We start from the raw sequence: 25611 nt of genomic DNA on the forward strand, positions 1-25611 counted from the left end.
CCCCGGGGGCCACCGCGACCGTGGACGCGCCGCCCACGGTCGCGGTTTTTTCATGTCTTGTCGGCTTTCAGCACACTTTCAGGTTCAATCCAGGCGGCCTGCAGCCCCGGCGCGCACTCTCGATGGTGAGCGAACGACAGGGGGATCCGCATGAACACCGATGCCGGACGGCCGCAGCCGTCACCATGGGAGCCGCGACAACCGGACTTCGCCGCGCAGGGGCAGTGGCCCTGGCAGGGCGCCCCGCCGCCCGGCGCGGGCGCTCCGGAGCCGGCCGGACCGGCGGCTCCGGGGCTGTTCGGCACGGCACGGCGGAAGCTCGCGGCGGTGGGGGCCGCCGCGGCGCTGGCGCTCGGGGCGGGCGCCGGAGGCGCGGCGGTGGCGCTCGCGCTGACGCACGAGAGCACCGTCTACGCGAGCCCGACGGCGGTCTCGGGGGCCTCGTCCACCAGCACGACCGCGCAGGTGGCGGCCGCCGTCCAGCCGAGCGTGGTGTCGATCCAGGCGCAGACCTCGTCCGGCGTCTCCGGCGGGTCCGGCGTCATCCTGCGCTCGGACGGGGTGATCCTCACCAACGCGCACGTCGTGTCGGGCGCCCGGCAGGTCGCGGTGAAGTTCAGCGACGGCCGGACCGCCGCGGCGCGGGTCGTCGGGGCCGACTCCCGCGCCGACGTCGCCGTGATCAAGGCGCAGGGGGTGTCGGGCCTGAGGCCCGCGACGCTCGGTGACAGCGACCGGCTCGCCGTCGGCGACCAGGTCCTCGCCGTGGGGAGCCCGCTCGGCCTGGACGGTTCGGTGACGTCCGGCATCGTCAGCGCGCTGGGCCGCGAGGTGCAGGAGGGCGACTCCGAGCAGCAGCTCCCTCCGGGGCTGCGCGGGCAGCTGTCCCAGCAGCAGCAGACGGTCATCAAGAACGCGATCCAGACGGACGCCGCCATCAACCCCGGCAACTCAGGCGGTGCCCTGGTGAACGCGTCCGGCCAGGTGATCGGCGTCAACACGGCCATCGCCACGTCCGGTGGCAGCGACGGGAACATCGGGGTCGGCTTCGCCATCCCGATCGACTCCGCCAAGAAGACCGCCGACGAGATCATCGCCGGCGCCTCGGTCTGACCCGGCCGCCGTTCGGCCAGGCTCTGGGGGGAGCGGGCGGACGGGCGGCGGACCGGTCAGAGGGTCCTCCCGGCCGGGCCGGGTTCGGGAGGGCCGGCAAGGGAGAACGGCCGCGTGGTCTGCCTGTGGATCACGCGGCCGTTCAGCTGCGCACGCTGATCGCGGGCCTCCGCTTCACCTTGGCCAGCATCCTGCGCGTCGAGTGCAGGTAGTACTCGCGCGGCAGCGTCCGGATCCGCAGCGGCAGCCGCGGGTACACCGCCGACAGCACGGTGAGCAGGAGCCGGAACCGCGCCTCCCGCGCCCTGGTCCACTTCCAGCCGTACTGCTCGCGGATCGGCGGCGGCATCAGCCCCGCGGTGAGCAGCCGGATCATCATCAGGCCGGGCGCGTTCAGCGGCCCGCCCGGCAGCTTCGGGTGCAGCACCTGCTCGGCGACCGCCCGCGACGCGTCGCTGATCTCCAACGTGTTGAGCATGTCGGCGTAGTAGGCGCGGAAGTCGCGGTAGGTCTCCGGCATCCGCCCCTCGGGGCAGCCCAGGATCGTGGCGTAGATCTTGGTCTGCCCGTAGAACTCCTCCAGCTCGGCTTCGGTGAACGTCCGGCGGAAGAGTACCTGGTAGAACTGCGTCGCGACGGCGAACAGGGTGGACGCGACCCACACCTGCAGCTCCGGGTCGTTGGCCTCGTAGTCGGGGCCGGTGATGGACTCGTGCCCCTTGGTGACGAGCGCGCTGAGGGTCTCGGCCTCCTCCCGCGTCCCGAACTGCACGACGTAGAGCCACCCCATCGTGTTGCGCAGCCGCCGCGCGGGGTCGTCCGCCGTGTAGCTGTGGTCGTACACGCCCTGCGCCACCTTGGGATGCGCCGTCTGCAGCAGCGACGCGGCCCCGCCCGCCGCGATGAGCGCGCCCTCCCGCGAGATCACGCGGATGAGGTCGCCGTCCTGGAAGATTCCCGCAGTCATGGCGAGCATTGTAAGTAAGTGCTTGCAGTTGGTGCCAGGTGGGGCTTAACCGGACGACAAGCCCGCATCGCCCCTGCGACAATGGGGGCATGCCCGCCCAGATCCACGTCCGCGGCTCGGTCACCATCCCGGAGACCGAGCTCAGCTGGCGCTTCTCCCGGTCGTCGGGGCCGGGCGGGCAGCACGTCAACACCAGTGCCACCGCCGCCGAGCTCTCCTTCGACGTCGCGAACTCCCCGTCCCTCCCCGAGCACCTGCGCGCCCGCGCGCTCGACCGGCTGGCCGGACGCCTCGTCCGCGGCGTCCTGACGATCCGCGCCGAGGAGTACCGCTCCCAGCAGCGCAACCGCGACGCCGCCCGCACCCGCCTCGCGACCCTGCTGGCCGAGGCGACGGCCCCGCCGCCGAAGAAGCGCATCCCGAAGAAGGTCCCGCGCGGCATCAACGAGCGCCGCCTGGAGAACAAGAAGCGCCGCTCCGCCGTCAAACGACAGCGCTCCGCCCGCTGGGACTGAGCGGGTCCGCCGCGCGCCACGCCGCCTGAGGTGACGGCCGCCGCCGTCGACCTGGTCTACGGTTCCGTTGGATCGGGCTCAGGGCTGCCGACGTGGGGGCGAAAGGCAGTATGGCCGTTGGCTGGAAAGGCGTGTGCGGGCTCCGCCGTGGCTGCGTGACGCTGGTCGTCGCGGCCGCGCTGACGGGATGCGGGGGAGGAGCCCGTACGGGCAAGGCCTCGGTCACCGTCCAGGTGGGGCGGACGCACTGCGGGCAGGGGTGGTCCCGCTCGCACGCCGGAACAGAGACCCTGCTCGTGCAGAACGCCGACAGGGCGGCCGTCGATGTCGCCGTCGTCTCGGGCGGCGAGATCTTCGCGGAGCTGGAGGACGTCGGGCCGGGGACGACTCGTCCGCTGCACGTCAGCCTCAAGGCCGGAACGTACGCGGTCGCATGCCGGCCGGCGGACGCGTCGTCCGTCATGGGGCCTGCGGTGCGGGTGACGGGGGCGGGCGGGGGAGCGCGCGGCGTCCGGCCCATCACCCGGAACGACCTGTATCCGGCGGTGCGCGCCTACCGCGCCTACATCGTCAAAGGGCTGCGGACGCTGCAACAGCGCACGGACGAGCTGCGCGACGCCGTCCGATCGGGGGATCTCGGCGCGGCGCGCAGGGCATGGCTGCCCGCGCACCTGGCGTGGGAACGGCTCGGCGCCGCCTACGGGACGTTCGGGGACGCCGCCGACGAGATCAACGGGCGCCCGGCCGGGCTGCCGGACGGCGTGCGCGATCCCGGCTTCACCGGGTTCCACCGGGTCGAACGGGGGCTGTGGCACGGCGAGCCGACAGCCTCGCTGCGCGCTCCGGCCGACCGGCTCGCCCACGATGTCGCCGCCTTACGGGACGCCTTCCCGCAGCAGCAGATCGACCCGAACGACCTCGGCCTCCGCGCGAACGAGATCCTGGAGAACACGCTCCAGTTCGAGCTGACCGGCAAGGCCGACCAGGGCAGCGGGACGACGCTCGCCACGGCCGCCGCGAACCTCGACGGGACGCGGGCCGTCCTCGCACCGCTCCGCCCCCTGCTCGAAGACCGCATGGACCTCACCGCGATCGACGCCTGGCTCGACCGTGCCGCGCGCCTGATCAGGGCGGAGCACAGGCACGGCCACTGGACGCCCCTGGCCCGGCTGACCACCATGGAGCGGGAACGCATCGACGGCGCGATCGGCGAACTCGTCGAACGGCTGTCATCGGTCGCGACCATCGCCGAAGTGCGGAGAACCCCGTGACCGCGCCGGGGCGGCGGACGTTCCTGCGCGGCGCGATGGCCGCCGGGGTCACGGGCGCGGTCGCCCGAGGCGCGCCGCCGCCCGCGGGACCGGGCGCACGCGGGTTCCACGGCGTCCACCAGGCCGGGATCCTGGACGGGCCGGAGCCGCGCGCGATCATCGCCGCGTGCGACGTGCTCACCGAGAAGCGCGCCGAACTCGCCGACCTCTTCCGCGTGCTGACCGCCCGCGCCAGAGCGCTGACCAGCGGCGGCGCGCCCGCCCAGGTGGGCGTGACCGGGCCGCCGCCCGACTCCGGCGTCCTCGGCCCGGACGTCCCGGCCGGCGGCCTCGCCCTGACCGTCGGCATCGGCGCGTCGCTGTTCGACGACCGCTTCGGCCTGGCCGCGCGGCGCCCGGCACGGCTGGCGGCGATGCGGACGTTCCCCGACGACGACCTCGACCCGGCCTGGTGCCACGGTGACCTGCTGCTGCGCTTCGGCGCCGCCGACGAGGACACCGTCCTCCACGCGCTGCGGGACGTCTGCCGGCACACGCGCGGCGCGATGCGCGTCCGCTGGCGGATCAGCGGATTCACCAGCCGGCCCCGCCCGTCCGGGACGCCCCGCAACCTCATGGGCTTCAAGGACGGCATCGCCAACCCCGACACCGCCCGCCGCGCCGAGATGGACCGTCTCGTCTGGGCCGCGCGGGACGGATCCGAGCCCGCCTGGACGGCCGGCGGCACGTACCAGGTCGTCCGGCTCATCCGGATGCTCGTGGAGTTCTGGGACCGCGTCTCCCTCACCGAGCAGGAGCGGATGTTCGGCCGCGCCCGCGAGACCGGCGCGCCGCTCGACGGCACCCGCGAGCGGGACCTCCCCCGCTACGCCCGCGACCCGATCGGCGAGGTCATCCCGCTGACCAGCCATATCCGGCGCGCGAACCCGCGCGTCCCGGAGACCGACGGCAGCCGGATCCTGCGCCGCGCCTGGAACTACGACCGGGGCGTGGACGAGGCCGGCGACCTCGACATGGGGCTCGCCTTCACCTGCTACCAGCAGGATCCGCCGCGCCAGTTCGAGGCCGTCCAGGAGCGCCTGCGGGGCGAGCCCCTCACCGACTACATCTCTCCGTTCGGCGGCGGTTATTTCTTCGCACTTCCGGGTGTCGTGGACGCCTCCGACCACTTCGGAAGGGCTCTGCTGATGTAGACGAGCCGGTCGGCGGAGAAGGAGGGGACATGCGCAGGCCCGTAGTGCTGGCCGCGTCCGCGGTGGCGGCGGGGGTGCTGGCGGTGTCCGGGACCGCCTGCCGCCCGGTGCACGACTCCCGCGCGGCCACCAGGAGCCCGGAAACGCAGGCGCCGCCGGAGCCGCCGCTGACGCCGATCAGGCACCTGGTGGTCATCTACGGCGAAAACGTCTCGTACGACCACTATTTCGGGACGTACCCGAAGGCCGCGAACACCGACGGCACGCCCTTCCACGCCGCCCGGAACACCCCGAAGGCCAACGGCCTGACCAAGAAACTCCTGAAGCGGAACCCCAACCGCTACAACCCGAAGCGGCTGAAGCACTCCCAGGCCCTCACCTGCGACCAGAACCACGGCTACGCCGCCGAGCAGAAAGCCGTCAACGGCGGCCGCATGAACAAGTTCGTCGAATTCACCGAGCACGACAAGTGCACCGGGCAGCCCGTCCTGTTCGGCGAACCCGGCCTCGTCATGGACTATTTCGACGGCAACACCGTCACCGCCATGTGGAACTACGCGCAGCACTACGCGATGAGCGACAACTCGTGGGACTCGGTCTTCGGGCCGTCCACGCCGGGTGCGCTCAACCTGGTCTCCGGCCAGACGTACGGCGGCTACGCGGTCGACCCGAAGACGCACCAGAAGGTGTCAGACACCTCTGTGGTGATGTCCCCGAACGCGGCGGGCATCGGCACGGTCATCACCGACCCGGACCCGGCGTTCGACGACTGCTCGAACGACGGCCACACGTCCGACAACAACCTCGCCGTGATGACCGGCCGGAACATCGGCGACCTGCTCAACGCCAAGAACGTCACGTGGGGCTGGTTCCAGGGCGGATTCCGTCCGACCGGGACGAAGAACGGCTACAAGGTGTGCGGCTCCGCCCACGCCAACATCGGCGGCAACCGGGTCATCGACTACAGCCCGCACCACGAGCCGTTCCAGTACTACAAGTCGACGGCGAACGAGAAGCACCTGCCGCCGTCCTCGCCCGCCGCGATCGGACGGACAGACCAGGCGAACCACCAGTACGACCTCACGGACTTCGACACCGCCCTGGCCGCGCACACCGTGCCCGCCGTCTCCTTCCTGAAGGCCCCCGCCTACCAGGACGGCCACGCGGGCTACTCGGACCCGCTGGACGAGCAGCGGTTCATCGCCACCACGATCAACAAGATCCAGCGGTCGCCCGAGTGGGCGTCGACCGCGGTGGTCCTGGCCTACGACGACTCCGACGGCTGGTACGACCACGTCCGGCCGCGGATCACGAACGGCTCGGACGACGCCGCCCAGGACGAGTCCGCCTGCCGCCGCGTCCGGGCCGCCGGCGGCCGCGACGGCCGCTGCGGCCCGAGCCAGCGCCTCCCGATGCTGGTGGTCTCGCCCTACGCGAAGGCGGACCACGTGGACCACCACCTGCTCGAACAGGCGTCCATCCTGCGGTTCATCGAGGACAACTGGCGCACCGGACGCATCGGCGGCGCGTCCTTCGACGCCCGCGCCGGAACCCTCGCCCACCTGTTCGACTTCGACCGCCCGAAGGCGCGCCGCGTCCTCCTCGACCCGAGGACCGGAGCCGTCCTGCGGTAGGGGCGGCCTGGCGGAGGCTACGCGCGGGCCGGGGTCTTCTCCTCGGCGTCGCCGGGCCGGTGGTCGGGGACGAAGCGGTAGCCGACGTTGCGGACGGTGCCGATCAGCGACTCGTACTCGGCGCCCAGCTTGGCCCGCAGGCGCCGGACGTGGACGTCGACCGTGCGGGTGCCGCCGAAGTAGTCGTAGCCCCAGACCTCCTGGAGGAGCTGCGCGCGGGTGAAGACCCGGCCCGGGTGCTGGGCGAGGTACTTCAGCAGCTCGAACTCCTTGAAGGTCAGGTCGAGGACGCGGCCGCGCAGCCGGGCGGTGTAGGTGGCCTCGTCGATCGTGAGGTCGCCGCTGCGGATCTCGCCCGGGACCTCGTCGTCATCGGTGCCCGCGGCGGCGCGGCCCACGGCGAGGCGCAGCCGGGCCTCGACCTCGGCGGGGCCCGCGGTCTGCAGCAGCACGTCGTCCAGGCCCCATTCGGGGCTGAGAGCGGCGAGGCCGCCCTCGGTGACGATGGCGAGCAGCGGGCAGTCGAGTCCGGTGGTGCGCAGCAGCCGGCACAGGCTCTTGGCCTGGACGAGGTCGCGGCGGGCGTCGACCAGCACGACGTCGGCCGGGTCCGTGTCGATCAGCGCGGACGCCTCCGCGGGGGCGACGCGCACCGAGTGCAGCAGAAGTCCGAGCGCGGGCAGGACCTCGTCGGAGGGCTCCAACGCGTTGGTCAGCAAGAGCAGGCTGCTCAAGTGCCGCCTCCCGTCCAAAGACGTAGGACCCGGACGGCTCATCTCCCCAGCCCCGCCCAGGGTCGGCGACTCAACGACGAGGCGACCATGAAGGGCCTTTCGGATGAACTCCATGGCCTCGTCGCCCGGATCCCTCCCCCAGAGCATAACGGACCGGTCCCCGGCGGCCCCGGGGCAGGACGTTGAATACTGGTCCCATGGCCAAGGGGACGATGCGGTACTGGGCGGCGGCGAAGGCCGCCGCGGGCACGCCGGAGGAGCCGTACGAGGCGGGGACGCTGGCGGAGGCGCTGGCGGCGGCGTCGGCGGGGCGGGACGAGGAGTTCGCGCGGGTCGTCCGGCGGAGCTCGTTCCTGATCGACGGGGACCCGGTCGGGAGCCGGCCGCACGCCTCGGTCGTCCTGCCCGAGGGCGGGGTCGTGGAGGTGCTGCCGCCGTTCGCGGGCGGGTGACGCAAGGTCATTCTCCGGTGTGTCCCGATTCGGTGTGAACCCGCATTAAGGTGTGGCGATCGCATGCCGTCGTCGGAGGAGAGACATGCGGAAGGTACTGCTGGTACTGCTGATCTTCGTGGCCGTGGTGCTGGTCGCCGCGGACCGGCTCGGCGTGCGCGTCGCGCAGGACAAGATCGGCGAGCAGGTGGCGGCGCAGTACAACCTGTCCCAGCGGCCGGACGTCACGATCCACGGCATCCCGTTCCTGACGCAGGCGGTCGGCGGCGAGTACGAGCACATCGAGGTCGAGATCGGCGACTGGACCGAGCAGGGCGTCACCGTCTCCGGCGTCACCGTCGACATGCGGGGGGTGAACGCGCCGCTGTCGGAGGTCAGCAAGGGCAGCTCCGCGAACGTCACCGCGAAGACGGCGACCGCGTCCGCCGTGATCCCCTACGACGTGATCCGCAAGGAGGCGCCGAAGGAGGTCACGGCGCTGCGGCCCAAGGGCGACGACCTCTCGGTCGACCTCACCGGCAGCATCCTCGGCTTCCCCGTCTCCGGGACCGCGGTCGTGGAGGTGCAGCCCACCGCGAAGGGCATCGCGATCTCGCCCGTCTCGGTGGGGTCGGACGGCGCCGCGCAGATCCCGCTGGCGCTGGTGAAGAAGCAGCTCACCTGGGTCGTGCCGGTCGCCGACCTGCCGGTCGGGTCGCGGATCAGCCACATCGAGCCGACGCCGGACGGGCTGCGCGTCGCCGCGACGGCCGAGAACGTCCACCTGAACGATCTCCAGCAGGGCCGCAGATAGTCCGCGCCGGCGGTGAACCGCCCGGTCGGGGCGTACGTGACAGTGGTGTGGGTCCGACCGCCGATGAGGGTCTGCTTCGCGCCCTGTACAGCGAGCACGGAGGTCCCCTCCTCGGGTACGTCCTGCGGCTGACGGGAGGGGACCGGACGCAGGCCGAGGACGTCGTGCAGGAGACGCTGCTGCGCGCGTGGCGGCATCCGGAGGCGCTGGCGGGGCGTCCCGTGCGGCCGTGGCTGTTCACGGTGGCGCGGAACCTGGTCGTCGACGCGCACCGCGCCAAGCGCGCGCGGCCGCCGGAGACCGGGATCGACGAGCACGTCATGATGACGGCCGACGGCTCCGACGACATCGACCGGGCGCTGGAGTCCTGGACGGTGGCCGAGGCCCTGGCGGGGCTGAGCCCGTCGCACCGGGCCGTCCTGGTAGAGACCTACTACAAGGGCCGGTCGGTGGCCGAGGCGTCCAAGACGCTCGGCATCCCGCCCGGCACGGTGAAGTCCCGCACCTTCTACGCACTGCGGGCGCTCAAGCTCGCATTGGAGGAGCGGGGGTTGGCGCCATGAACGACTGCACGGACGTGCGCACCTCACTCGGCGTGTACGTGCTCGGCGCGCTCGACCCCGGCGAGCGGAGCCAGGTGGAGGGCCACCTGGAGCGCTGCCCCGCCTGCCGGGACGAACTCGCCGGGCTGGCCGGCCTGCCCGCACTGCTCGGGCGGGTCGAGCGGGAGCAGCTCGAGGAGTTGGCCGGGCCGCCGCCCGAGCTGCTGGACGGGCTGCTCGCCCGGGCGGCCGAGCGGAGGAGGGGACCGCTCGGACCCCTGGGGCGCCTGGCCGGCGGGCGAGGCCCCGCGGGGTGGGCCCCGCTCGCCGCCGCCGCGTGCCTGCTGCTGGTCATCGGGGGCCTGTTCGGCGGGTTCGTCCTGCCGGTCGGGCGGGACGGCGGCGGCGCGGCGGCGCAGGAGTCGCCGTCGGCGACGGCCTCCCCGGCGGCGACCGCCGAGAAGATCAGCGCCGCGAACCCGAAGGGCGACGTCAAGGGCTACGTGGTGCTCCGCAAGAAGGCGTGGGGGACCGAGGTCGAACTCCATCTGGCCGGGGTCCCGAAGGGGTCGCACTGCCGGCTCCAGGTGATCGCGCGGGACGGCCGCCGCGACGCCCTCGGCAGCTGGTACGTCCCGTACGACGAGGGCTACGGTGAGTACCGCGGGTCGACGATGTTCCCGCGCGGCCAGCTGTTCTCGTTCGAGGTCGTCGGGCTGGACGGGCGGCCGATCCTCACCATCCCCACCTGAGCGCCCTGCCCGGCCGGGCCCGGTCCGGGGAAGAAACACGCGGTCCCGCGAGGTTGTGCCTACCGATGACCGGAGCATTGATCGCCGCGGCGGTCCTGATCGCGGCCACGGCGTTCGGCCTCGTGCGGCGGCGCCGTGACGGCGTGCTGCGCGCGGGCCGGGACGGCGTGCTGCGCGCACGGCGGGGGAAGGACGACGAGGTGGCGGAGACCGTCCGGCCCGAGGACCTGGGCGCCGAACTCGGCGCGAAGGCCACGCTGCTCCAGTTCTCCAGCGCGTTCTGCGCGCCGTGCCGCGCCACCCGCCGCGTCCTCGGCGAGGTCACCGGAATGGTGGACGGCGTCGCCCACGTCGAGCTGGACGCCGAGGCGCACCTCGATCTCGTCCGCCGGCTGAACATCGTGCGGACCCCGACCGTCCTCGTGCTGGACCCCGCCGGACGGGTCGTCCGGCGCGCCACCGGAGCGCCCCGCAAGCCCGACGTCATCGCGGCCCTCGGCGAGGTGATCCGGTGATCGGCAGCCCCGCGACCTGCGTCAAGACGACTGTCACCGTCTCGGAAGGCGAGACAGATGTGACAGCGCGTGGATTGCCGCTTAACATCGAGTCCGTGCGTTACTGGACAGAGCAGATGCTCACGAAGCGCCGCGCGGTCGACTTCTGCCGCGTGGCCGCCTCGCTCTGTCGCCCGGCCTGAGGCATCGAGCCCGTCCGCCCCCGAGCATTTCCGACTTCCCAGCTCGTACGCACGCTTCCGCTCCGCCAGGAGTCCCCGATGCAGGTTGATCCCCGTGGGCCGCGCTTCGGCGCGGCGGTCACGACCGTCGTCCTCATCGTGGTCCTGGTCACCGGGAGCGGGGCCCTGCTCGCCGCCCAGGCCGCCGTGTTCGCTCTCGCGACCTTCCTCGGCCTGCGGTACGCCCCGTACGGGCTGCTGTTCAGAGTGCTGATCCGTCCCCGGCTCGCGCCGCCCAGGGAACTGGAGGACGCCGCCGCGCCCCGCTTCGCGCAGGGTGTCGGGCTGGCGTTCGCCCTGGCCGGAACCGCCGGATACGCGACGGGGACCACCTGGCTCGGCATCGGTGCCACCGCCCTCGCGCTGGCGGCGGCGTTCCTGAACGCGGTGTTCGGGTTCTGCCTCGGCTGCGAGATGTACCTGCTCTTCCGACGTGTCACCGCGAAATTCCGCTCCGAGAGGAAGGTTCCCGCATGAGCCGCTCAGACGTCCTGGTGGACACCGACTGGGTTGAGTCCCACCTGGACGACCCCGGTCTGGTCCTCGTCGAGGTCGACGAGGACGTGTCCGCGTACGACAAGGGCCACATCCGTGGCGCCGTGAAGATCGACTGGAAGACCGAGCTGCAGGACCCGGTCCGCCGCGACTTCGTGGACAAGACCGGGTTCGAGCAGCTGCTGTCCGCCAAGGGCATCGCCAACGACGACCTGGTGATCCTGTACGGCGGCAACAACAACTGGTTCGCCGCCTACGCGTACTGGTACTTCAAGCTGTACGGCCACGACAAGGTGAAGCTGCTCGACGGCGGCCGCAAGAAGTGGGAGCTCGACTCCCGCGAGCTGGTCACCGACGTCCCGTCCCGTCCGGCCACCGACTACAAGGCCAAGGACCAGGACCTGTCCATCCGCGCCTTCCGCGACGAGGTCGTCGAGGCGATCGGCAAGCAGAACCTGGTGGACGTCCGGTCCCCCGACGAGTTCAGCGGCAAGCTGCTCGCCCCGGCGCACCTGCCGCAGGAGCAGTCGCAGCGGGCCGGCCACATCCCGACCGCGGCCAACATCCCGTGGTCGAAGGCGGCCAACGACGACGGCACGTTCAAGTCCGACGAGGAGCTCCGCGAGCTGTACACGGCGGCCGGCGTCGACCTGAGCAAGGACACCATCGCCTACTGCCGGATCGGCGAGCGCTCCTCGCACACCTGGTTCGCGCTGCGCGAGCTGCTCGGCATCGAGAACGTGAAGAACTACGACGGTTCCTGGACCGAGTACGGCTCGCTGATCGGCGTGCCGATCGAGCTCGGCGCCGGCAAGTAAGTCCGCTGACCTTCCGAGGACTGGAGGAGCAATGACCCAGGGCTGCGCAGCGCCCGAGCAGACGGCGCACCTGCCTGCGACCGTCGACCTGACCAACGAGGCCGTGATCCAGGGCACCGTCACCCGCGGCGGCGTCCCGGTGTCCAGCGCCTACGCCCGCCTGCTCGACTCGTCCGGCGAGTTCACCGCCGAGGTGGTCACGGGCGACGAGGGCGTGTTCCGGTTCTTCGCCGCCGACGGCGACTGGACCGTCCGCGTCCTCGCGGCCGGCGGCGTGAGCATCGACAGCACCGTCACCGCGAAGACCGGCGAGGTCGCCGGCCTCGAGGTCGCCATCTGACCCGGCCCACCGGCTGACCGCCGCGCCGGCCCGTCCGGCGCGGCGGCGGCCCGGACCTTCGGACCCCGCCGTCCCGCCCCACCCGGGACGACGGGGTCCGTCGTGTTCCGGGGGCTTCTCCACCTTCGCTCCCGCCGGGTCGTCCGCCTTCGCCGTATTGCACGTGCCCGTGTCCTAGACCGGCGTTTCGTGTGGATCCTCTACGATCGGGCGCCATGGCCTGGCCGTCCGCCCGTTCGCCGCTGATCCTCCCGTGGGCCGCACTGAAGCTCGCGGGGCGGTTCGCCCTGCCGCTGGCCCTGTGGTTCACCGTGGGGGAGCTGCTGCGCTACGGCGCGATGTACGGCGGCTACCGGCTCGGCGCGATGAAGGGCACGGCCGCGTCCGTCGCGCCGATCGTCACCATCGGGCTGCTCGTGGTGATCACGCTGACGGTCACGGTGCTGATGGTGCACAGCGTCCGCGAGGGCCTGGACGTGGTGCACGCCCGCGAGGCGGACGGCGACCTCACGCCGTGGGCGGTCGGCAACGAGGAGCCGGTGATCGGCGCGATCGGCCGCGCCGCGCTCCCGTTCGTCATCTTCTACCTGGCGTGGGGGCTGCAGAGCGAGGACGCCCGCGAGTTCGCGTCGGCGGCGGCGAGCCGCGGGTTCGCCGAGGGCGGCCTCGAAGGGCAGATCGAGGCCGCCGGGATGCTGCTGTCGCTGGAGAAGCACATCGGCCTCGCGATCGGCCTCACCGCGGGCCTGTTCGTGCTGAAGGTGCTGGCGGAGTGGCGGCTGGAGGAGCGGCTGCCCCGCGCCATCGGCGCGCTCGTCGCCTTCCTGGAGATCAACTTCGCGCTGTTCGGCATCTTCACGATCGACCACCTGCGCGGCCTCGGCACCGACTGGCTCACCGGACGCGAGGTGTGGGGCTGGGTGACCGGCGTCGCCGGCCCCGCCTTCGACGTGTGGCCGCCGTTCAAGGACGCCGTGCTCGGCGCCCTGATCTGGCTGGTGATCGCCGGGGTGATCCTCGGCCTGGACGCGGGCGACGAGCGGGTCGTGCTCGGCGGCGGCCGGGCCGGGCGGCGGCTCGCGCGGGCGGGCGCGATCGACCGGGTCAACAGCCCCCGGGAGCTGCTCACCCGCGGGTTCCGGGAGATGTGGCTGCCCGCCTGGTACGGGCTCCGGCTCGTCCGCCGGTCCGGGATGATGCCGTTCGCCACGTTCTGCCTGCTGTTCGCCGGGCTCTACGTGGGGGAGGACGCGTCCCGGCGGCTCGTCTACGAGCTGATCGGCCCGCACGAGGTCACCTGGTGGATGCAGTGGCTGCCCGCCATCGGCTACGGGACGGGGCTCGTCTTCGAGGTCCTGCGCGTGTGCCTGCTGGCGGCGGCGTTCAACCTGGTGATGGCGCGGGTCAGCGCGAGAAACGCAGCGAAGCCAGTGGCGTCCCCTGCTTCCGCGTCTCCTTCGGTGCCTGGATACGCAGCTCCAGCTCGTCCGCCTTGGCACGGGGCACCGTCCCCCTGACGGTGACGCGCATCGCGACGCCCGCCTTCGGTTCGGCCGTCCGGAGCGCGTTCGCGAACCACACGCGGCCGTCGCCGTCGTGGAAGCGGTACTGCAGGCCGTAGGAGCCGACGGCCTTGGCACTGGCGTCGTCAGCGGGCCGGACGGCCAGCTCCATCCGCAGCTCCACCACGTCGCCGCCGCCCTGGTCGCCGAGGGGCGCGGCCGTCCGCCGGTCGAAGACCTTCCACTGCGCCCCGACCAGTTGGCCGATCTGGCCCTCGGGGAGCGTCGTCACCTTCTCCGGCGGCTTCAGCGAGTCGCGGACCAGGCCGGTCTCGTCCGCCCAGGGGATGACGAGCATCGCCGCCATCGCGCACACGAGCGCGACCGCCTGCACGACGCGCCGGTCGCGCGGCCGCATCCCGGACCGCCCGGACAGGTCGGGCAGCGGGATCCCGTCCGGACGGGTCTCGGAGGCCGTCACGGCGTCCTCACCTTGTACCGTTCGGCTGCCTCGGCGACGAGCCGGGCCGCCTTCTCCTTGCCGAGCCCGAGGTCGATGTCGGCGGCCGAGGACAGCTGCGGCAGCAGCCCGCCGGTGCCGACCACCAGATGCGCGCCCTTCACCCGCTCCTTCGGCAGCTCGAACACGACCTTGGTGGACGTCCAGATCATCGGCTGGTACGTCGGCTGGTCGACCGAGACGTCGGACGGGCGCGGATCCTGCCGGAACGTGTAGCCGCCCGGCGTCTCCAGCTCCGCCGTCCTGAGCTGCAGCGGTTCGCGCGCCGCCGTCGCGCTGAGCCGGACGATCAGGTAGACGCCGTCCGTCCCGACCGGGGGCTTGCCGCCCAGCGTCAGGCTCGGCTCCAGCGACCGCGCCGCGTCCACGCCGTCGACCCGCACGGTGAAGTCGCGGGTCTCGACCTCCTCGCCGACCGTCCCGCCGGTCCGGATCGGGTCGAGTTCCGCCGCCCGCACCTCCGGCCGGACGGAGTGCAGCCACATCGCGCCCGCGAGCAGGGCCGTCCCGCCGATCGCGGCGCCGCCCCGCAGCAGCACCCGCCGCGCGGTCATGAGGCGCCCACCGCGAGCGTGAGGCGGCCGGCGAACTCGTCGCTCCGCTGGTCGACGATCCAGTTGAAGCTCGTGTCGGTGAACCCGTGCTCGTACTTCCACTCGCGCAGGCCGACGGTCAGCTTCTTCGGCGCGTCGGCCGGGCCCATCTCCCACATCGCGGACGCCTCCACCGGCAGCCCCGGCTGGGCAGTGCCGGTCCCCGCGCCGCCCGCGACCCCCTCGATCCGCTCGGGCTTGACCCACTTGCCGGCCTTGGTGAGCGCGACGACGCCGTCCGTCAGTCCGCCGGTGCCGAGCGACTTGGTCTCCTTGCCCTTGTTGAGCACCCGCATCCGCATGATGAGGAAGCGCTTCTTGTCGCTCCCGAACGTGTTGGCCAGCCCGATCCGCACATCGCGGACGGTCACCTCGAACAGCCCGAGGTCGAGCCGCTCCCCGGCCTTCTTCGTCGGCTGCTCCGGCTTCTCCTCGAACCCGCCCGCGGCCCACACCCCCGCGGCCAGGACGGCGACCAGCACCAGCCCGCACACGGGCACGATCCACCGCCGCGCGGGCGCGCTCCGCGTCTCGCCCGCCGGGGGCGGAAAGACCGGTGCGGTGGAATTCACCCGCACGACGATAATGCACCGGGATGTGGTCGCGCGGGCGTGATGCTCCGCCCCGCGATCCCTTAGAGTCTTGGGGTCCGCACACGTCAGGAGAGACGAGGTATGCGCGAAGGGCGAATCGCGGCGGGCGCCGCGAGTCTGGCCTTGACGTCCGTTCTGGCGTTCGCGCCGGCGGCGGCCGCGGCCCCGGGCGCGGCCCCGGCGGACCGGCCCCTGGCGGCTCCGACGACCAAGAGCCCGGCGACCAAGAAGCCGTCGAAGAAGCCGTCGGCACCGGCGAGGGCGCCCCGCGCTCCCGCGCCGAAGTGCAACCGGCCGATCGGGCAGCCCGCGTCGGCGATCACCGTCGAGCCGTGGGCGCAGCGCCGGCTCGACTTCGAGCAGGCGTGGCGGATCACCCGCGGTCAGGGCGTCACCGTCGCCGTCGTCGACAGCGGCGTCAACGCCCGCCACCCGCAGCTCCGGGGCAAGGTGGTCGGCGCCTACGACGCGTCCGGCACCACGCCGGACGACTGCCTCGGGCACGGCACCGAGGTCGCCGGCATCATCGCCGGGGCCGACATGCGCGCCAAGAACGTCCCCTTCGTCGGGGTGGCCCCGCAGGTCAAGCTGCTGAACGCCAAGTTCGCCTCCGGCGAGAACACGGTGGACAACACGCTGCTGGCGAAGGCCATCACCTGGGCCGCCGAGCACGGCGCCAAGGTGATCAACGTGTCGTCCGCGGCGCCGGACACGCCCGCGCTGCGCGCGGCGGTCCGGGGGGCGCAGCGCCGCGACGCGCTGATCGTCGCCGCCGCCGGGAACGTCACCGAGCAGCAGCGCGGCAAGGAGACCGCCGCCTACCCGGCGAGCTACAAGGGCGTCCTGTCGGTCGCCGCCGTGGACGAGGCGGGCACCATCACCGGGTTCTCCAACATCAAGTCCCGCATCGACGTGTCGGCGCCGGGCGAGAACGTCATCTCGACCCTCGGCGACGGCTACGCCGGGGGCTTGCAGGGCACCAGTTTCGGCGCCCCCTACGCCGCCGGCGTCGCGGCGCTGGTGCGCGCCCGCCATCCGAAGCTGACCTACCAGCAGGTCATCAACCGGATCCTGATCACCGCGGAGGGCGGCAACGGGCAGGGCAGCGGGCACGGCATGATCAGCCCGCTGCAGGCGGTGTCGGCGCTCGTCGACCCGACCGCCACGCCGGGCGCGGCCGGTCCGCGGCCGCTGGGCGGGGCCGTCAACTTCCCCAAGCCGGAGCCCGTCGACCACCGGAGCCGCGGCATCGCGCTGGCCGTCGGCGGCGGGGCCGTCGCGACCGCGCTGGCCGTCGCGTTCGCCGGGGCGATCATCCCGCTCGGCCGCCGGCGCGGCTGGCGCCCGGGACGCGCCGCCCTCCCCACCGAGGACCGCGACTGACCCCGACGCCGCCGCAACGGCGAGCGCGACGCGCACCGAAAGCACCTGGAAAACGAAAGAGCCCCGGGCCGGCCGGCCCGGGGCTCTCCGCGTGGGACGCCTACCTCTCCTGGCCGTAGAAGGCCGTCTGCACGAGGCGCTTGCCGGCGCGCCGGTCGGCGTGCGTGCCCCGGCCCTGCGGCAGCGGGCTCGGCCGCACGTCGAACAGGTTGCCCTCGTCCTTGTTGCCGGACATGATCAGCGCCGGGCTGGCCATGTCCTTCAGCCGCTGCAGGATCGGGTCGAACATGGCGCGGCCCGCCCCGCCCATGGTGCGGGAGATGATCAGGTGCATGCCGATGTCGCGGGCCTGCGGCAGCAGCTCGGCGAGCTGCGCGAGCGGGTTCCCGGACGGGGTGGCGACCAGGTCGTAGTCGTCCACCACCAGGAACAGCTCCGACCCGCTCCACCAGGACCGGTTGCGCAGCTGCTCCGGCGTCAGGTCGGACGGCGGGAGCCGGTTCACCAGGGCGCCGTGCACGTCCTTCATCAGCCCCGCCGCGGCCGTCGAGGACGCCGCGAAGCCGATGACGTGCTCGCTCTCCGCCGAGTCGAGCAGCGCCCGGCGGTAGTCGAGCATGATGATCCGCGCCTCCGCGGTCGTGTACCGCTCCTTGATCGACTCGACGATGAGCCGCAGCAGGTTGGACTTGCCGCACTCGTTGTCGCCCAGCACGACGAAGTGCGGGTCGTTGTCGAAGTCCAGCAGGACGGGCGACAGCGTGTCCTCGTCGATGCCGATCGGGACGCGCTTGCCGGTTTCGGCCACCGCCGGCAGCGAGGTGTGCGGCAGCACGTCCGGCAGCATCCGGACGGGCGGCGCGGGCGGCCGGCCCTGCCAGCCCGCCTGCACCGTCCGCACCAGGTGCCGGACGCCGTCGCCGAGGTCGCCCGCCGAGGCGGTGCCGTCGATGCGCGGCAGCGCGCCGAGGAAGTGCAGCCCCTCGCGGGTGATGCCGCGGCCGGGCCGCCCCTCGGGGACGTTCGCGGCGATCTTGCGGTCCATCTCCGACTCGTACGGGTCGCCGAGCTTCAGCTCCAGCTTCGTCGTCAGCAGGTCGCGGATCGTCAGCCGGAACTCCGACCACTTGTTCGTCGAGGCCACGACGTGGATGCCGTAGCCGAGGCCGCGCGCGGCGAGGTCGGTGACGGTCGCCTCGACCGCCTCGAACTCCTGCCGGACCGTCAGCCAGTTGTCGACGACGAGGAACACGTCCCCGAAGCCGTCCCCGGCGATCTGGCCCGCGGCCCGCATCTGCCGGTAGGTGGCGATCGAGTCGATGCCGCGCTCGGTGAAGAACCGCTCCCGCGACTCCAGCAGCCCCGACACCTCCGCGACCGTGCGGCGGACGCGGTCGGGGTCCAGCCGGCTCGCGACGCCGCCGACGTGCGGCAGGTCGGCCAGCGCCGCGAGCGCGCCGCCGCCGAAGTCGAGGCAGTAGAACTGGACCTCCTGCGGCGTGTGCATGAGGGCCAGCGAGGTGATGAGGGTCCGCAGCAGGGTCGACTTGCCGGCCTGCGGGTTGCCCGCCACGCCGATGTGCCCGGCCGCGCCGGACAGGTCCAGCCACATCGGGTCGCGGCGCTGGTCGAACGGCTTGTCGACGATGCCCGCGAACGCGTGCAGCCGGCCCCGCCCGTCCCAGCCGGCCGTGCTGAAGCCGAACTCGGGCGTCTGCTGCAGGTTCGGCAGGACCTGGTCGAGCGTGGACGGCTCCGCCAGCGGCGGCAGCCAGATCTCGTGCGGCGGCGGGCCGTGCCCGGCGAGCTGCTTCACGACGAGGTCGAACAGGCTGATCTGCGGGCCGTCTTCCTCCTGCGGGCGCTGCTGCCGCGCCTGCTCCAGCATCTGCGGCCGCACGTACGCCGGGGTGAACGGCACGATCTGCGCGGCCTGGCGCGGCCCCTGCTGCGACTGCGGCGCCTGGTTGTCCTCCGGCCGGTAGGTGCCGGAGACGTAGGCGGCGCGGAACCGCGTCATCGTCTCCGTGCCGATCTTCAGGTAGCCGTTGCCGGGCGCCTGCGGCAGCTCGTAGGCGTCGGGCACGCCGAGGACCACCCGCGACTCCGCCGCGGAGAACGTCCGCAGGCCGATCCGGTACGACAGGTGGGTGTCGAGGCCGCGCAGCTTGCCCTCCTCCAGCCGCTGCGACGCGAGCAGCAGGTGGACGCCCAGCGAGCGCCCGAGCCGCCCGATCATCACGAACAGCTCGGCGAAGTCGGGCTTGGCCGACAGCAGCTCGGAGAACTCGTCCAGCACGACGAACAGGGTCGGCATCGGCTTGAGCGGCGCGCCCTGCTCGCGGGCCTTCTCGTAGTCGCGCAGCGAGGCGTAGTTGCCGGCGGCGCGCAGCCACTCCTGGCGCCGCACCATCTCGCCGTGCAGCGCGTCGTACATGCGGTCGACGAGCGGGAGCTCGTCCTCCAGGTTCGTGATGATCGCCGAGACGTGCTGGAGGCCGTCCATGCCGAGGAACGTCGCGCCGCCCTTGAAGTCGACGAGGACGAAGTTCAGCACCTCGGACGAGTGCGTCATCGCGAGGCCGAGCACGAGCGTGCGCAGCAGCTCCGACTTACCGGAACCGGTCGCGCCGATGCACAGGCCGTGCGGGCCGTACCCGCCCTGCGCGGCCTCCTTGATGTCCAGCTCGATCGGGCGCCCCTCGGCGTCCATGCCGATCGGCACCCGCAGCCGGTTGCGCGGCGCGCGCGGCTGCCAGGCCTGGCGCGGGTCGATCCGCGCCGGGTCGGGGACGCCGAGCAGCGTCGTCAGCGTCGTCGCGGCCGACAGCGCGTCCATCTCCGGGCCGCTGGCGGCGCTCGCCCGCAGCGGCGCGAGCTGCCGGGCCAGGCCGTCGGCCTGGACGTAGCTGAACGCGTCGGGCCGGCCCAGCATGCTCGGGACGTCCTTGCCGGTGCGGTCGCGGCGCAGCATCGCCATCTTGTCGGGCGCGACCCGCAGCCGCAGCATCGTGCCGTCGGTGGTCGGGGCGACGGCGCCGCTGAGGTCGATGACGCAGACGCCCTCGATGCCGTCCGAGCCGATCTGCGAGTCGGGGGTGACGGCGCCGCCGTCCACGATGACGACGTGGTAGGGCAGGTCGCTCTGCTGCAGGCCGGGGGTGAACCGGGGCCGGTCCTTCACCTCGGCGCCGAACATCCGCTCCAGCTCGACGAGGCTGCCCGCCATCAGCCGGACGGGCCCCGCCGCGTCCGTCACCGTCGGGTGCATCGCGTGCGGCAGCCACTTGACGAAGTCCCAGTGCGGCATCGCCTCGGCCGACGCGCACACGCTGACCCGCATGTCGTCGGGCGAGTGGAAGGAGGTGAGCTGCGCGATCATCGCGCGGACCATGCCGCGGGCCGCCTCCGGGTCGCCCATCGGCAGGATCCGCGCGAACGACGGCAGCGACACCGAGACCGGCAGGTTCGGCACCGTCGAGTGCGCCCGGACGAAGCGGCGCAGCGCGCCCGCCGTCATCGGCTCCAGGTCCTCCACCGGGCGCGTCTCCGGCGGGATCAGCTGGACGGCGAGCTTCTGCGGGCCGGCGCCGATCCGCACGTTGCCGAAGTCGGGGTCGCTCGGGCGGCGCTCCCAGATCCGGGCGCTCATCACCAGCGACCACAGCGAGTCGGGGGCCGGGCTGTTCCACTCCAGCGACTCGCGCTGCTGCTCGGCGGCGCGGCGCACCTTGCGGCGGGCCTGCGACAGGTACCGGAAGTAGTCGCGGCGCGCACCGTTCAGCTTGAACTTGCGCTCACCGGAGCCGCGGCCGAGCTGGCCGAGCATCATGCCGCCCATCGCCAGCGCCATGCCGCCGCTGCTGATCATCATGATCGGGCTGCGGGTGCCGCCGCCGAGGAACATCAGCCCCATCATCAGGGGCATCACGGCCATCGGCAGGTACGTGAGCACGTTCTGCAGGCCGCCGCTCTGCAGTTCCGGGATCTCCGGCGGCGATTCGAGCAGCAGTTCGCCCTTGGGGGCTGGCGGGGGTTTGCGGCGCTCCTTGCGCCGCACGAGGATCGTGCTCACCTCGGCGTTCCTCCGGAGCTTCGACGCCGGGGCGGCCGGTGCGGGGAGACGGCCGGCCCGTTTGGGGGATACTTGTCAAACTTTGAGGTTGCTTTAGCGTAGGCGGACGTCACATCCTAAGCTGCGCGTTGCTCGGATCCGCCCCCTGAGCTGATTTGGAGGACGGGAGCTCCCGTGAACTCGCCTGCCATGACCGAACTGTGCAGGGTCACCATCGTCGCCCCCAAACGGCGCATCGATGTCTCCCTGCCCGCCGACGTGCCCCTCGCCCACATGCTCCCCACGCTGCTGCGCGCGGCCGGCGAGGACATGGCGGACGCCGGTCTCGCCCACTCCGGCTGGGTGCTGCAGCGCCTCGACGGCAACCCGTTCGACGCCGCGCAGACGACGAGCGCCCTCGGCATCCGGGACGGGGAGATCCTGTACTTCCGGCCGCGGATGGCGCAGCTCCCGGAGATGTCCTTCGACGACGTCGCCGACGTCATCGCGTCCGGGATCCGCGAGCGCACCGACCGGTGGCGCCCCACCACGACCCGCTCGTTCGGCCTCGGAGCGGGCGGGATCGCGCTGCTCGTCGGCGCGGTCGTGATCGCGCTGTCCGGGCCACCGTGGATCGTCCCGGCGGTCGCCGCGGGCATCGTCGCGCTCGTCGCGCTCATCATGGCGACGGTGCTGTCGCGGGCGGTCGCCGACTCGGGCGCGGGCGTGATCATCGGCTACACGGCCCTCCCGTACGCGTTCCTCGCGGGCCTGGCCGCGCCCGCCCGCAAAGATCTGGAACTGCTCGACCTCGGCGCACCGCACCTGCTGGCGGGGTTCGGGCTGACCGCGCTCGCCGCGATCATCGCCGCGTTCGCCATCGCGGACGGGCTGCCGGTCTTCCTCGGCATCGCGTTCGCCGCGCTGATGGGGGTGATCGGCTCCGCCGTCGGGTTCTTCTTCGACGACCTCCCGGCCGCGGGCATCGCCGCCATCTGCGCGGTCGTCATGATGATGTTCATCGCGGCGGTCCCGTCGCTGTCGTTCAAGCTGGCGCGGATGCCGCTGCCGCCCGTCCCGGGCAGCGCCGAGGACCTGCGCCGCGACACCGAGACGGTGAACGGCCGCGAGGTGCTCGCGCGGACCGCCGCCGCCGACCGGTTCTCCACCGGCCTCATCGCCTCGATCGCGCTCGTCGCGGCCGGGGCGATGCTCTTCCTGAGCGGCGAGGGCGGCTGGGCCGGACCGGCGACGGCGACCGCGATGTCGGTGTCGCTGCTGCTGCGCGCCCGGATCTTCCGCGGCGTCGGGCAGCGCTCCTGGATGCTCGTGATCGGGCTGTTCGGCCTGGTCCTGACGACGATCGGGATGGCGCTGCACGGCAGCCAGGTCGTCGCGCTCGCCGTGGCGCTCGTCCCGCTGCTGGTGCTCACCGGCATCGTCGTCGCGGTGACGCTGTGGCTGCCGGGCCACCGCCCCACCCCGGTCTGGGGCCGGTGGGGCGACATCCTCGACATGCTCGTGATGATCGCGCTGATCCCGCTCGCGCTCGCCGTGCTGGACGTCTACTCCCGCGTCCGCGGGCTGGCCGGGTGACGCGCTGATGCAGAACCGGCGGGATCTCTACCAGGCGCACCGCCTGATGACGCAGCGCGTCGGGCTGGCCCTGCTGCAGGGCGAACCGGACGTGGCCGAGTCGCCGATGCGGCGGCTGTCGGTGGGCGCCTTCGCCGGCGTGATGGTCGGACTGCTGATCATCGCCGTGTTCGGCATCTGGGGGATCCTGTCCCCGGGCGGGGCCAAAGGTCTCGACAAGGCCGGCCAGCTCATCATCGAGAAGGAGACCGGCACCAAGTACATCTACAACGCCCAGAACGGGAAGATGTTCCCGGTCGCGAACTACGCGTCCGCGCTGCTGGCCCTCGACTCCGACAGCACACCGGAGCGGCGCACCGTCTCGCGCAAGTCGCTGGCGAAGTTCGAGCGCGGCGCGATGATCGGCATCGTCGGCGCGCCCGACTCGCTGCCCGGCAAGGACCAGCTCATCCGCGGTCCCTGGTCGGTGTGCACGCGCGAGGCGGCCGGGGCGAACGGGGTGCGGCGGCAGATCAGCGCGCTCGCCGCTGGCCGGAAGGTGGGCGGACGCCGGCTCGCCGACACCGAGGCCGTCGTCGTGCAGAGCGGCGGCGTCCCGTGGGTGGTCTGGAAGGACCACCGGATGCAGATGACGATCCCGGGGGACCAGGTGACGGCGCTGACCGGCGGTCCCGCCGCCGTGGAGGTCTCGGCGACCTGGCTGAACGCGATCCCCGCGGCCGGCAACTTCGCGGCGCCGAACGTCCCCGGCCGGGGCAAGTCGGTCGCGGGCCCGCGGAACGGGTCGGCGCGCGTCGGCCAGGTGTTCAAGGCCGAGACCGGGGCCGGCGGGCAGGCGCTATGGTACGTGATGCTGGCCGACGGGCTCTCGCAGATCAACGAGACGCAGGCGCAGCTGCTGCTGCGCGACGTGCGGACCACCGCCGCCTACCCCGGCGAGCAGGCCGTGCCGCTGCCGACGGACGTCCCGTCCGCGCAGGCGATCGCCTCCGGGACGCGGCTGCTGGACAACAACCTGCCGCCGACGCTGCCGAAGTTCGTCGCCTGGGACGCCGGGACGCCGCTGTGCTCGGTGTTCCCGATCGGCTCGTCGACGGCGCAGCTGACGATGGGCGGGTCGCTGCCGGTGCCGGCCGCGGGCGCGCTCGGCGCCGGCACCTCGGGCTCGTCCGGGACGATCGACCAGATGGTGCTGCCGCCCGGCGGGGCGGCGCTGATGAGCCTGGTGCCCGCCGGCGACGACAGCACCTCCACGGCGGGCTCCGGCTCGCTGTCCCTCGTCAACGACCAGGGCGTCCGGTTCGCGCTGCCGTCCGCAGACATCGCCAAGAAGCTCGGCTACGAGGCCAAGCAGGCCGCGCCGGTGCCGTCCAGCGTCATCCACCTGATCCCGCAGGGCCCCGCCCTCGACCCCAAGCTCGCCCGGCAGCCCGTCTCGGCGTCGAAGGCATAATGTAATGTAGATCACATGAACCGCTAGATCATCAGTTGCGTCGACATAGGTGGGCGTAAGGCTTATGATCGCTGACATTTCGTGTCATTGGGATTGCTCCCAGACCGGCCGGGGTTACGGTCCGTCTTCACTCTCCCGATGACGCAACCAGAAATCGGAAAACGGAGGTGACACTGTGGGGAACACATCCGCAGCCGACAGAGCGGCAATGCAGCAGGCCGCCACGCGCATCGAGGACTCCGCGGGCATCGTCAAGGGCCTGCAGAGCCAGCTCGACGGACACAAGTCGCAGCTGATGGCCGGCTGGGCCGGTAACGCCGCGGTGTCCTTCGACCGGGTCTTCACCGAGTTCCAGACCGAGATGGGCAAGGTGCGGACGGCCCTCGAGGGCATGCACCAGAAGCTCGTCCAGACCAAGATCACGTACGAGAGCACGGAGCAGGAGCAGCAGGACGCGGTCAACAAGATCAACCAGCTGCTCAACGGCGCCACCTGATCGGCCACCGCCTCCGCCATCCCTCCGACCGTAAGGACTCCGATCGTGAGCGACAGCTACACCAAGGCCAATTTCGGCGCGATGCAGCAGGCTCAGGCCGACTTCACGCTGGCCTACCGCGCCCTCGTCGACGAGCTCGACGACCTTGAGAAGAACCTCGAGCAGAACCTTGCCCAGTGGGAGGGCGGCGCCCAGTCCGCCTACTGGGACGCCAAGCGCCAGTGGGACGCCGCCGCGGCCCACATCGGCCAGGTCCTGAACCAGCTCGGCGTCGTCATCGGCGACGCGCACAGCAACTACAGCGGGGCCGAGCGGGCCAACCAGAACATCTGGGCGGGCTGACGCAGGGTCAGCAAGGTCCGTCTACGTCGTGCGGGTCCGGGGAGGACTCGCACGACGCAGATGTGCCGGGGATGATGTGATCCGCCGGAGGGTCAGCGATGAGTGATTACTATCTGACAGACGCGGAACTCGCGAAGGTCGTGCACGACCGCTACGTGGGCGCCGCGGGCCGGGACGAGAGCGGGGAGATTCCGGAGTACCAGACCGTCACGGGAATGACCCGCGACGAATGGAACAACCTCTCGGAATCGCGGCAGCGCGAACTGTACTTCGATTACAGCGCGGGTGCCGACGCCGGCAAGTGGAACGACCCGAGCAATGCGCTTCCCCGGGGCACGCAGCCTGAACGCGGGGAATGGAAGGCCAAGGCCGAAGACGGCTACGAGGTCGATCCGGCGGAGCTCCGGAGCCTCGCCGGCGATATGAAGTACAAGCTGGACATCTGGAAGCGCAAGCTCAACAAGGTCGGCGCCACGTCGATCACCCAGGCCGACCTCGGCAACATTCAGGGCTCCGAGCAATTCGTCAATGTGGCGACTGCGAGCAAGACCGGTTTCCAGGAGTACATCGGCGCCATCGAGACCGCTTATCTGGGTGTGATCGAGAACCTGAAGCGGACGGCGGACCAGTACGAGAACGCCCACGGCAACACCAAGAAGAACGTGGACGGCGTCAATCCGACCGGTGATCCCAACCTCAGCTGATCGTCGGCCCGAAAGGAGGA

General features: G+C 72.2%; 27 protein-coding genes. 21 read left to right on the forward strand and 6 right to left on the reverse strand.

The genetic code is table 11. From position 1 onward, the window contains the following. Positions 1-150 precede the first annotated feature (150 nt). Positions 151-1113, forward strand: a complete 963-nt coding sequence (locus tag AB0K34_RS05545; RefSeq protein WP_364545860.1) for a trypsin-like peptidase domain-containing protein — start codon at positions 151-153, stop codon at positions 1111-1113. 142 nt (positions 1114-1255) lie between these two features. On the opposite strand, the gene AB0K34_RS05550 is transcribed toward AB0K34_RS05545, so the two are convergent. Continuing rightward, positions 1256-2080, reverse strand: coding sequence for an oxygenase MpaB family protein (locus AB0K34_RS05550; protein ID WP_138641600.1), 825 nt, complete (start codon positions 2078-2080; stop codon positions 1256-1258). 89 nt (positions 2081-2169) lie between these two features. Here AB0K34_RS05550 and arfB point away from each other — a divergent pair, with 89 nt between their 5' ends. From arfB to AB0K34_RS05570, 4 genes are all read left to right on the forward strand, one after another. Continuing rightward, positions 2170-2595 (forward strand): alternative ribosome rescue aminoacyl-tRNA hydrolase ArfB, encoded by a 426-nt coding sequence (arfB, locus tag AB0K34_RS05555; RefSeq protein ID WP_138641601.1) that lies wholly within the window; start codon positions 2170-2172, stop codon positions 2593-2595. A gap of 155 nt (positions 2596-2750) precedes the next feature. Further along, a complete protein-coding gene (locus AB0K34_RS05560) occupies positions 2751-3866 on the forward strand; it encodes an EfeM/EfeO family lipoprotein (RefSeq protein WP_364545864.1) in 1116 nt (371 codons plus the stop codon). Beyond that, positions 3863-5059, forward strand: a complete 1197-nt coding sequence (locus AB0K34_RS05565) for a Dyp-type peroxidase (RefSeq protein WP_364545867.1) — start codon at positions 3863-3865, stop codon at positions 5057-5059. Before AB0K34_RS05560 ends, AB0K34_RS05565 begins: the two co-directional genes overlap by 4 nt. A gap of 29 nt (positions 5060-5088) precedes the next feature. After that, entirely contained in the window at positions 5089-6693 is a 1605-nt protein-coding gene (locus AB0K34_RS05570) for an alkaline phosphatase family protein (protein ID WP_301176959.1), read from the forward strand. 17 nt (positions 6694-6710) lie between these two features. Here AB0K34_RS05570 and AB0K34_RS05575 read toward each other — a convergent pair whose 3' ends face one another. Continuing rightward, on the reverse strand, positions 6711-7427 hold the full coding sequence (locus tag AB0K34_RS05575) for a response regulator transcription factor (protein WP_138641547.1): 717 nt from the start codon (positions 7425-7427) through the stop codon (positions 6711-6713). A gap of 197 nt (positions 7428-7624) precedes the next feature. Here AB0K34_RS05575 and AB0K34_RS05580 point away from each other — a divergent pair, with 197 nt between their 5' ends. The 10 genes from AB0K34_RS05580 (at position 7625) to AB0K34_RS05625 (ending at position 13872) form a co-directional block, all read left to right on the forward strand. Then, positions 7625-7879 carry a MoaD/ThiS family protein gene (locus tag AB0K34_RS05580; protein ID WP_138641546.1) on the forward strand — a complete coding sequence of 85 codons (255 nt, stop codon included), beginning with the start codon at positions 7625-7627 and terminating at the stop codon, positions 7877-7879. 85 nt (positions 7880-7964) lie between these two features. Beyond that, positions 7965-8672: a DUF2993 domain-containing protein gene (locus AB0K34_RS05585; RefSeq protein WP_138641545.1), complete on the forward strand. Its 708-nt coding sequence runs from the start codon at positions 7965-7967 to the stop codon at positions 8670-8672. 47 nt (positions 8673-8719) lie between these two features. Continuing rightward, on the forward strand, positions 8720-9235 hold the full coding sequence (locus AB0K34_RS05590; protein WP_171069452.1) for a sigma-70 family RNA polymerase sigma factor: 516 nt from the start codon (positions 8720-8722) through the stop codon (positions 9233-9235). Then, complete coding sequence (locus tag AB0K34_RS05595; RefSeq protein WP_301176960.1) at positions 9232-9966, forward strand: zf-HC2 domain-containing protein; 735 nt, start codon at positions 9232-9234, stop codon at positions 9964-9966. The genes AB0K34_RS05590 and AB0K34_RS05595 overlap by 4 nt, the downstream gene beginning before the upstream one ends. A gap of 170 nt (positions 9967-10136) precedes the next feature. Beyond that, the gene (locus AB0K34_RS05600) at positions 10137-10481 is read left to right on the forward strand and encodes a thioredoxin family protein (protein WP_301176968.1); all 345 of its coding nucleotides are present in this window, start codon (positions 10137-10139) and stop codon (positions 10479-10481) included. Continuing rightward, positions 10478-10663, forward strand: a complete 186-nt coding sequence (locus AB0K34_RS05605) for an Ms5788A family Cys-rich leader peptide (RefSeq protein ID WP_138638836.1) — start codon at positions 10478-10480, stop codon at positions 10661-10663. The genes AB0K34_RS05600 and AB0K34_RS05605 overlap by 4 nt, the downstream gene beginning before the upstream one ends. 78 nt (positions 10664-10741) lie before the next feature. Beyond that, positions 10742-11179, forward strand: coding sequence for a DUF4395 domain-containing protein (locus AB0K34_RS05610; RefSeq protein WP_301176961.1), 438 nt, complete (start codon positions 10742-10744; stop codon positions 11177-11179). Further along, positions 11176-12015 carry a sulfurtransferase gene (locus AB0K34_RS05615; protein ID WP_138638838.1) on the forward strand — a complete coding sequence of 280 codons (840 nt, stop codon included), beginning with the start codon at positions 11176-11178 and terminating at the stop codon, positions 12013-12015. Before AB0K34_RS05610 ends, AB0K34_RS05615 begins: the two co-directional genes overlap by 4 nt. A gap of 31 nt (positions 12016-12046) precedes the next feature. Then, the gene (locus AB0K34_RS05620) at positions 12047-12355 is read left to right on the forward strand and encodes a DUF1416 domain-containing protein (RefSeq protein WP_138638839.1); all 309 of its coding nucleotides are present in this window, start codon (positions 12047-12049) and stop codon (positions 12353-12355) included. Between the two features lie 215 nt (positions 12356-12570). Next, positions 12571-13872 carry a hypothetical protein gene (locus tag AB0K34_RS05625; RefSeq protein WP_138638840.1) on the forward strand — a complete coding sequence of 434 codons (1302 nt, stop codon included), beginning with the start codon at positions 12571-12573 and terminating at the stop codon, positions 13870-13872. Here the strand turns inward: AB0K34_RS05625 and AB0K34_RS05630 are convergent. Genes AB0K34_RS05630 through AB0K34_RS05640 form a run of 3 tightly spaced genes read right to left on the reverse strand, consistent with a single transcriptional unit; the run spans position 13760 to position 15542 of the window. Further along, the gene (locus AB0K34_RS05630) at positions 13760-14338 is read right to left on the reverse strand and encodes a hypothetical protein (RefSeq protein WP_364545876.1); all 579 of its coding nucleotides are present in this window, start codon (positions 14336-14338) and stop codon (positions 13760-13762) included. The two genes, AB0K34_RS05625 and AB0K34_RS05630, sit on opposite strands and share 113 nt — an antisense overlap. Beyond that, entirely contained in the window at positions 14335-14931 is a 597-nt protein-coding gene (locus tag AB0K34_RS05635) for a hypothetical protein (protein WP_364545879.1), read from the reverse strand. Before AB0K34_RS05635 ends, AB0K34_RS05630 begins: the two co-directional genes overlap by 4 nt. After that, a complete protein-coding gene (locus AB0K34_RS05640; protein WP_364545882.1) occupies positions 14928-15542 on the reverse strand; it encodes a hypothetical protein in 615 nt (204 codons plus the stop codon). The genes AB0K34_RS05635 and AB0K34_RS05640 overlap by 4 nt, the downstream gene beginning before the upstream one ends. Positions 15543-15644: 102 nt before the next feature. On the opposite strand from AB0K34_RS05640, the gene AB0K34_RS05645 reads away from it, so the two are divergent. Continuing rightward, entirely contained in the window at positions 15645-16946 is a 1302-nt protein-coding gene (locus AB0K34_RS05645; protein ID WP_364545885.1) for a S8 family serine peptidase, read from the forward strand. 100 nt (positions 16947-17046) lie between these two features. Here AB0K34_RS05645 and eccCa read toward each other — a convergent pair whose 3' ends face one another. After that, complete coding sequence (gene eccCa, locus AB0K34_RS05650) at positions 17047-21021, reverse strand: type VII secretion protein EccCa (RefSeq protein ID WP_364545888.1); 3975 nt, start codon at positions 21019-21021, stop codon at positions 17047-17049. A 174-nt stretch (positions 21022-21195) separates the two neighbouring features. Here eccCa and eccD point away from each other — a divergent pair, with 174 nt between their 5' ends. From eccD to AB0K34_RS05675, 5 genes are all read left to right on the forward strand, one after another. Beyond that, on the forward strand, positions 21196-22596 hold the full coding sequence (gene eccD / locus AB0K34_RS05655) for a type VII secretion integral membrane protein EccD (RefSeq protein WP_138638846.1): 1401 nt from the start codon (positions 21196-21198) through the stop codon (positions 22594-22596). Between the two features lie 7 nt (positions 22597-22603). Further along, positions 22604-24049, forward strand: a complete 1446-nt coding sequence (gene eccB / locus AB0K34_RS05660) for a type VII secretion protein EccB (RefSeq protein WP_364545892.1) — start codon at positions 22604-22606, stop codon at positions 24047-24049. Positions 24050-24257: 208 nt separating this feature from the next. Continuing rightward, the gene (locus AB0K34_RS05665) at positions 24258-24545 is read left to right on the forward strand and encodes a WXG100 family type VII secretion target (protein ID WP_138638848.1); all 288 of its coding nucleotides are present in this window, start codon (positions 24258-24260) and stop codon (positions 24543-24545) included. Between the two features lie 45 nt (positions 24546-24590). Continuing rightward, positions 24591-24887, forward strand: a complete 297-nt coding sequence (locus AB0K34_RS05670) for a WXG100 family type VII secretion target (protein ID WP_240808131.1) — start codon at positions 24591-24593, stop codon at positions 24885-24887. A 98-nt stretch (positions 24888-24985) separates the two neighbouring features. Further along, positions 24986-25591, forward strand: a complete 606-nt coding sequence (locus AB0K34_RS05675; RefSeq protein WP_138638849.1) for a hypothetical protein — start codon at positions 24986-24988, stop codon at positions 25589-25591. Positions 25592-25611: the final 20 nt, after the last annotated feature.

This window comes from Actinomadura sp. NPDC049382, assembly GCF_040677125.1.
GTDB classification, from domain to species: Bacteria; Actinomycetota; Actinomycetes; order Streptosporangiales; family Streptosporangiaceae; genus Spirillospora; species Spirillospora geliboluensis.

What these genes read in the sequence shown, in the direction of transcription:
- AB0K34_RS05620 (WP_138638839.1), top strand. Translation starts at nt 12,047, where the DNA reads ATGACCCAGGGCTGCGCAGCGCCCGAGCAGACGGCGCACCTGCCTGCG.
- eccB (WP_364545892.1), top strand. Translation starts at nt 22,604, where the DNA reads ATGCAGAACCGGCGGGATCTCTACCAGGCGCACCGCCTGATGACGCAG.
- AB0K34_RS05635 (WP_364545879.1), bottom strand. Translation starts at nt 14,931, where the DNA reads ATGACCGCGCGGCGGGTGCTGCTGCGGGGCGGCGCCGCGATCGGCGGG.
- arfB (WP_138641601.1), top strand. Translation starts at nt 2,170, where the DNA reads ATGCCCGCCCAGATCCACGTCCGCGGCTCGGTCACCATCCCGGAGACC.
- AB0K34_RS05550 (WP_138641600.1), bottom strand. Translation starts at nt 2,080, where the DNA reads ATGACTGCGGGAATCTTCCAGGACGGCGACCTCATCCGCGTGATCTCG.
- AB0K34_RS05665 (WP_138638848.1), top strand. Translation starts at nt 24,258, where the DNA reads ATGCAGCAGGCCGCCACGCGCATCGAGGACTCCGCGGGCATCGTCAAG.
- AB0K34_RS05625 (WP_138638840.1), top strand. Translation starts at nt 12,571, where the DNA reads ATGGCCTGGCCGTCCGCCCGTTCGCCGCTGATCCTCCCGTGGGCCGCA.
- AB0K34_RS05585 (WP_138641545.1), top strand. Translation starts at nt 7,965, where the DNA reads ATGCGGAAGGTACTGCTGGTACTGCTGATCTTCGTGGCCGTGGTGCTG.
- AB0K34_RS05570 (WP_301176959.1), top strand. Translation starts at nt 5,089, where the DNA reads ATGCGCAGGCCCGTAGTGCTGGCCGCGTCCGCGGTGGCGGCGGGGGTG.
- AB0K34_RS05595 (WP_301176960.1), top strand. Translation starts at nt 9,232, where the DNA reads ATGAACGACTGCACGGACGTGCGCACCTCACTCGGCGTGTACGTGCTC.
- AB0K34_RS05645 (WP_364545885.1), top strand. Translation starts at nt 15,645, where the DNA reads ATGCGCGAAGGGCGAATCGCGGCGGGCGCCGCGAGTCTGGCCTTGACG.
- AB0K34_RS05615 (WP_138638838.1), top strand. Translation starts at nt 11,176, where the DNA reads ATGAGCCGCTCAGACGTCCTGGTGGACACCGACTGGGTTGAGTCCCAC.
- AB0K34_RS05675 (WP_138638849.1), top strand. Translation starts at nt 24,986, where the DNA reads ATGAGTGATTACTATCTGACAGACGCGGAACTCGCGAAGGTCGTGCAC.
- AB0K34_RS05580 (WP_138641546.1), top strand. Translation starts at nt 7,625, where the DNA reads ATGGCCAAGGGGACGATGCGGTACTGGGCGGCGGCGAAGGCCGCCGCG.
- AB0K34_RS05545 (WP_364545860.1), top strand. Translation starts at nt 151, where the DNA reads ATGAACACCGATGCCGGACGGCCGCAGCCGTCACCATGGGAGCCGCGA.
- AB0K34_RS05610 (WP_301176961.1), top strand. Translation starts at nt 10,742, where the DNA reads ATGCAGGTTGATCCCCGTGGGCCGCGCTTCGGCGCGGCGGTCACGACC.